This window comes from Boseongicola sp. (genome assembly GCF_057460485.1).
Window position 1 is genome coordinate 1 of the sequence record NZ_JBVCWP010000255.1, and the last position, 5,530, is coordinate 5,530.

Below are 5,530 nucleotides of genomic sequence, written 5' to 3' on the forward strand. Positions count from 1 at the left end.
ATCTATTTCCGCACACCGGGCGGCATCCTGTTCGAGGTTGCCACGAACGAGCCGGGCTTTGACCGTGACGAAGATACCGCAAACTTGGGCCAAGCCCTGAAGCTGCCAGACCGGTACGAGCCGCATCGTGTCCAGATCGAAGGCCTGCTGCCTAAACTTACCGCGTAAGGAGATCACTATGTCGACCAAAACCTATCACGCGTTGACCAAAGCACCCAAACCGGGCGCGGCGCTGGTCTTTGCCTTTCACGGCACGGGCGGTGACGAGAACCAGTTCTTTGAACTGGCGCAACAGCTTTTGCCCAGGGCGGGCGTTGTCTCGCCCCGGGGCGATGTCTCGGAAATGGGGGCGGCGCGCTTCTTTCGGCGCACTGGCGAAGGCGTCTATGACATGGACGATCTTGCTCGCCGCACCGGAGCGATGGCTGAATTCGTGGCAGCGCATAAGGCCCAGAACCCAAACGCGCCGGTCTATGGCTTTGGCTACTCGAACGGGGCAAACATCCTTGCCTCTGTCGCAATGGCACACCCCGATCTGTTCGACCGGATCGCACTTTTGCATCCGCTAATCCCCTGGGAACCGGAGGCCGTCCCAGCCCTTGCGGACAAGCGGGTTCTGATCACCGCAGGGAAACATGACCCGATCTGTCCATGGCCGATGAGCCAGCGATTGATCGACTGGTTCACAACGCAGGGCGCACAGGTGTTCACAAAAGTCCACGAGGGTGGCCACGATCTGCGCCAGCCAGAGCTGCTGGCCCTGGAAGCCCTTCTGAAAGCTCCGTGACAAAGCGCGTATGTACCTAACCGAACCGAGCGCGTAACTCCCAAGCACCCTAGTCCCCTGATTCAGCTAATCTGCGGGTATAGATGCGCGAGTTTGATGCGTGCATCGTCGGTTGAGAAACGCCAATTTACCTTTGCGCTGTCGCTGTTGCGATGCTTTGTCCAGGCCCGGATTTCTGTTTCAAGTTTGGCACGATCCGGAATGCGTCTGTCGAGGCATTGCCGAGCGAGTATGCTCAGTTCGCATTCGGCGATGTTGAGCCATGAGCCATGCTTTGGTGTGTAGTGCCATTCAAACCGCCCGGCGATACGGCGGGCCTCGGTGGGCGGAAATGCTTGATAGAGAGACGCGGGGCGATGTGTATTCAGATTGTCCTGAACGAGGGTGATTTTTTCAGCGTCGGGAAAATGCGTGTCGGCGAGGTCCTTGAGAATATGGGCATAATCGACGGCCGTGCGCTGCGCCCTCACGGCGACATGGCGCCATCCTTCCAGCGGCGCGAACAGCATGAACAGGCTGGCCACCCCGGCGCGCTCGTATTCGTAGTCGAAGCGGGCCTCGCGTCCGGGCTTCATGGGGAGCGGCGTGCGGGTCTCTTTAGTCAATTGCTTGCTCGTCTCATCCAAGCAGACCAGCGGGCGCGCCGGGTCATGCGGGCGGGTGTAGACCTCCAGCACATCCTCCATCGCGGCAACAAATGCGGCGTTGGCCTTGGGCGGGATCACCCAATACCGGCTGCGGTGCGGTTTGAGCGCGTTTTTTTGAGCACGCGCTGGATCGTGCTGTCGCTCGCCGCCTCGACGATGCCCAGTTCCACCACCCGTTTCTCCAGAAGCCGCAAGGACCACCGCGCGTGGCCGTCCGGCGGTTTCGAGCAGGCCAGTTGCAAGAGCCGCGCCTCAGCTTCCCCGTCAAAGATCGCGGGCGTGGGCGGTGTCTCACGTTTTTTGCGCGCCAAAGCCGCGTTCAGACCTTCCTCTACCAACTGGCGGCGCGTGCGAAAGACAGTCGACGCGCTGGTTTCCAGCGCCTCGGCGATGCGCGCGTCATCCCACCCATCGCCATTGGTACCAACATCGGCCTTGAGCAGGATGCGCGCCTTTAACAGCCTGTACGCCGCATCCCGGCCTTTGCCGATCATGCCCTCAAGCTCGGAGCGCTCCTCCGTGTTCAACCGAACCACATACTTCGCTGATCGCCTTTTCTTCGACATCTCATTCACCTCATCAAACGATTGCGAGAGTGATTCAGAAAAACAGTAATCTGTCAAATTAGCCGACGCGAAGGACTAGTTATCGAGGCCTGCAATCAGAACTTGAGGTCACCTTGAGTTTTTCCTTTATTTACTGTAGGTTTAAATTGTTGGAGCCAAAAAACCCACATGAGAGCTGGGTCAGAAGTGCGCGCTTGAACAAAACATCCAAGCGGCTCGCAGGTTCAAAGTTGACCTAACCAAACTAGGCGGTCGAAAAAACACGTCAATCAACAACAGTTGTCCGATTGGTATCCAATCGCGGTGAAAAAGGAGACTTATGACTATCTACACAAACGCGAGAATATCGAACCCCTCACGCTATTTCGAAACACCAGATCATGTGTAGAGTGACAACAAACTCAGCCGCGATGACAAGGTGAAAGTCCTAAGATCAATGGCTGTTGACGCAGATCAGAAGGTGGAGGCGGCGTCCGAGGGAATGGCTGGTACCAATCCGGCATTCAATGCCGAGGACCTTCAGTCTGCCCTAATCCAACTCGCAAAAACCAAAGAATCTGATACCGGTGTTGAGTCAAGTCAGCACAACGCCCGCTTCCAGCGGATCATGGTCGTAACGACTGTCGACCAAGATTTGAACCGCGAAATCGCTGACGTTGCCCTGGACATGGCAGAGGTCGTGGACGGCAAAGTGTGCTTGCTTAATGTAATCCCAACGGCGTTCGAGGGGGCCGGACTAGCGGCTGCAGGACCAATGGTTACGGCCGTTCCTTTAGTGACTACTGATAACTCTCAAATCATTGAAGATCGCAACCAGCAACTTGCAGAGCTGAGGGTTGAAAGTGACACAAGCGTTGAGGTCGAGATTGAGGAGTGCAGCGGCCAAATCGAACAGGTAATCGTCGACTATGCCGATGACTGCGATGCGGATGTTATCGTGGTTGGTTCTCCAAACCGTTCCTGGCTCGAAGCATTGTTCGATTCTTCTATTTCCCGCAGGGTCACGATGTTCGCACCATGTCCTGTTTTGGTCGTCCCGGAGCCAGCATAGCCCATTGGTTTTCTGCAATGAGCCCAAGGGGTCTAGGTGTGCGAAACCGGACAGGTTGGCGACGAAGACTACGGGCTTCAAGCCGGATCAAGCGGATGGAGAAACTGTGGCCAGTTGCTGATCCTGATAGCTCAAGAACTGTAGGACTCGCCAATCGACACGACTAATTCATACGCGCGCTACACGGGCTCATCCGAAGCCAGCCTGTCTGCAGCGCAACCCAAGCAAAGAATACGTTAAGGAGATTATTGATGGCCAAACTCGCAAAAACGATCGTGCTTACACCTATCGGCGCCAAAAAAGAAACGCCGCTGGACAAGACCACGCGTATCATGAGGAGAATAGCCGAAGACGAGGCGGAAATACGCGCCGTCAAGACAACGCGCCTTCGCAATGCCCGTCTGGAGAGCGAGGCGGGTACGCCTGTTGAGGCGATCACGGCAACATCCGGCAGAGCACGCTAGCGGCGCTCGTCAAGGCTATCGGGTAACCCAAGCGTCCAGGACGGTCGTTTTCGTCCATCCGCCGTCCGGCGCTGAAAGCGATGAACACCAGCCTTTCGTTCGGCGTCTGAAAGTCACACGTCCAACTCAGAACGCGGCGAAGTTTCAAATCAAACGCCTAATTGGCGAAACAGCTTTATTCTGACTGGCTTAAACGGTCAGCGCACCACATAAACAGAAATTGGCGCGTGGGTGGCGACATAACCCGCATTAGAAGAAAAGATGTGATCCTTGATGCCCGGTATGTGGCTTGCCATTATGATCAAGTTGCAGTCGGCGTCTTTGGCAGAACTGATGATCCCTGACCCAACGTGCAGATGCAGATCTGGGCGGAGTGCGATTTGATCAGCCGTCTTGATGCCATAGGCTTTCGCCTGATCGGCGGCAAAGATGTCAAGAGCCTCCTTCATTCGTTCACCCTCAGTACGCGCCGACGTCGTAGGTACAGCATCCACGACGCCGACATAGACCACAGTAGCGTCGTCACCAATACACCGACTTCGCAAGTTTCCCTACTTTTGCTAGCGACATGGACTTCTTCACCTCCTTCTCAAAAAGGCTGTGGATACTCGGGGAGAATAAAACTAAAGGAACGCCCATGACGAAGGGTCAGGAGATTGCCGCGAAAGATTTCGTTCGCGACCTTGGCAGCAGCTATCCGTCTTTCTATTTGATTTGCCATCACGCAACTTCTCCGGACGAAGTTTTAACCGGTGAAAACCTCAGAGTTTCTTACGTCTATTCATCTGCGCCGCATCTCGAGGGCAAAGTTATGACCTACGAGTACGAAGACGAAGCTAGACCCACGGTCAGCCAATTTTACCGAGCTTTGCTTTTCCTGTCGGGTATGAAGAATAAGCTGCACGTAGAACCCGAGGACGATGTCGAAGACCTGTTCGCTACGGGCGGCTTCTTCAACGCTGCCATCAATCACGCCACGTTGGACAGGCAGTTCGTCACAGCAGTGAAATCTCCCGAGATGCTGATGGCCTATGCGGATACCACGTATAGCGATTGGGACAAGCTGTCGAAGCCTGTTCAGAATTGGCTAGCTCGCATTGGCTTTCGTGGCGAAGACGGCGCTGACGAGTTCATAGAGAAGGTCTGGTTTCCGCTGCAGTCGTACTGGGCTACTGTTCCACATTAATGGTACACAATTACGGTTAAAGATAGTACACAAAAATTCCGCATACAGCGAAAAGAGTCAATAAATAAAGGGTTGTAAGCGCCCTGTCTACGCCTCAATAAGGACGGGTTAGACGCCCTGAAAGGCCAAACATGAAAGCCATTTTTGACGATCGCCAATGGAACCATGACCCAAAGCATTTCATGGCCAACGGCAAGGTATTGCCGAACCCCGAACAACCTGAACGGATCAAAGTACTTCGCACTGGAGCGGAGGCCGCAGGATGTGTTTTCGAAGTGCCTGAAGACGCGGGGCTTGGTCCGATTGCCGCCATCCATTCACCCGAAAATCTGACATTTCTGAAAACCATCCATAAACGCTGGCAGTATATCGATGGCGCTGGCGAGGAAGTAATCCCTAACATTCACCCTGCGAACCGCTCCGACAGCTATCCGAAGTCTGCCGTCGGCCAAGCCGGGTTTCATCAAGCCGACAGCGCCTGTCCAATAGCCGCTGGAACCTGGGAGGCGGCCTATTGGTCCGCGCAGTCTGCAGTGGCTGGCGCCGATACACTGCTGAACGGCACGCGCGCCTCTTATGCCCTCTCGCGGCCTCCCGGCCACCATGCATTCGGCGATCTTGCGGGCGGGTTTTGCTTCCTCAACAACTCTGCCATCGCGGCAGAACGCCTGCGCGCCAACGGCCTGCGACCGGCAATTCTTGATATCGATGTGCACCACGGCAATGGAACGCAGGGCATTTTCTATGACCGCAATGATGTTCTGACCGTATCTGTGCACGCCGACCCTGCGCGTTTCTATCCATTCTTCTGGGGCCACGCCCATGAACG

At 55.5% G+C, this 5,530-nt stretch carries 7 protein-coding genes and 1 pseudogene; 6 read left to right on the top strand and 2 right to left on the bottom strand.

Annotated elements, in window-relative coordinates; translation table 11 throughout:
* Together AC221Y_RS19565 and AC221Y_RS19570 are read left to right on the top strand one after the other, a co-directional pair.
* Positions 1-168 (top strand): annotated as a pseudogene (locus AC221Y_RS19565) (ring-cleaving dioxygenase); the annotation flags it as partial.
* A 10-nt stretch (positions 169-178) separates the two neighbouring features.
* Complete coding sequence (locus AC221Y_RS19570) at positions 179-787, top strand: alpha/beta hydrolase (RefSeq protein ID WP_486708105.1); 609 nt, start codon at positions 179-181, stop codon at positions 785-787.
* A gap of 62 nt (positions 788-849) precedes the next feature.
* Here AC221Y_RS19570 and AC221Y_RS19575 read toward each other — a convergent pair.
* A protein-coding gene (locus AC221Y_RS19575; RefSeq protein ID WP_486708106.1) for an IS630 family transposase occupies positions 850-2,000 on the bottom strand; the annotation gives its coding sequence in 2 pieces (ribosomal slippage) (positions 850-1,550 and positions 1,550-2,000; 1,152 coding nt in all).
* Between the two features lie 436 nt (positions 2,001-2,436).
* On the opposite strand from AC221Y_RS19575, the gene AC221Y_RS19580 reads away from it, so the two are divergent.
* Both AC221Y_RS19580 and AC221Y_RS19585 read left to right on the top strand, forming a co-directional pair.
* Entirely contained in the window at positions 2,437-3,051 is a 615-nt protein-coding gene (locus tag AC221Y_RS19580) for a universal stress protein (protein ID WP_299753048.1), read from the top strand.
* 251 nt (positions 3,052-3,302) lie between these two features.
* Entirely contained in the window at positions 3,303-3,515 is a 213-nt protein-coding gene (locus AC221Y_RS19585) for a hypothetical protein (protein ID WP_299753050.1), read from the top strand.
* Positions 3,516-3,712: 197 nt separating this feature from the next.
* Here AC221Y_RS19585 and AC221Y_RS19590 read toward each other — a convergent pair whose 3' ends face one another.
* On the bottom strand, positions 3,713-4,027 hold the full coding sequence (locus tag AC221Y_RS19590; RefSeq protein WP_299753052.1) for a universal stress protein: 315 nt from the start codon (positions 4,025-4,027) through the stop codon (positions 3,713-3,715).
* Between the two features lie 125 nt (positions 4,028-4,152).
* Between AC221Y_RS19590 and AC221Y_RS19595 the strand changes: the two genes are divergently transcribed.
* On the top strand, positions 4,153-4,701 hold the full coding sequence (locus tag AC221Y_RS19595) for a hypothetical protein (RefSeq protein ID WP_299753054.1): 549 nt from the start codon (positions 4,153-4,155) through the stop codon (positions 4,699-4,701).
* A 131-nt stretch (positions 4,702-4,832) separates the two neighbouring features.
* The coding region (locus AC221Y_RS19600; RefSeq protein WP_299753056.1) for an arginase family protein at positions 4,833-5,530 on the top strand (698 nt) is incomplete at its 3' end.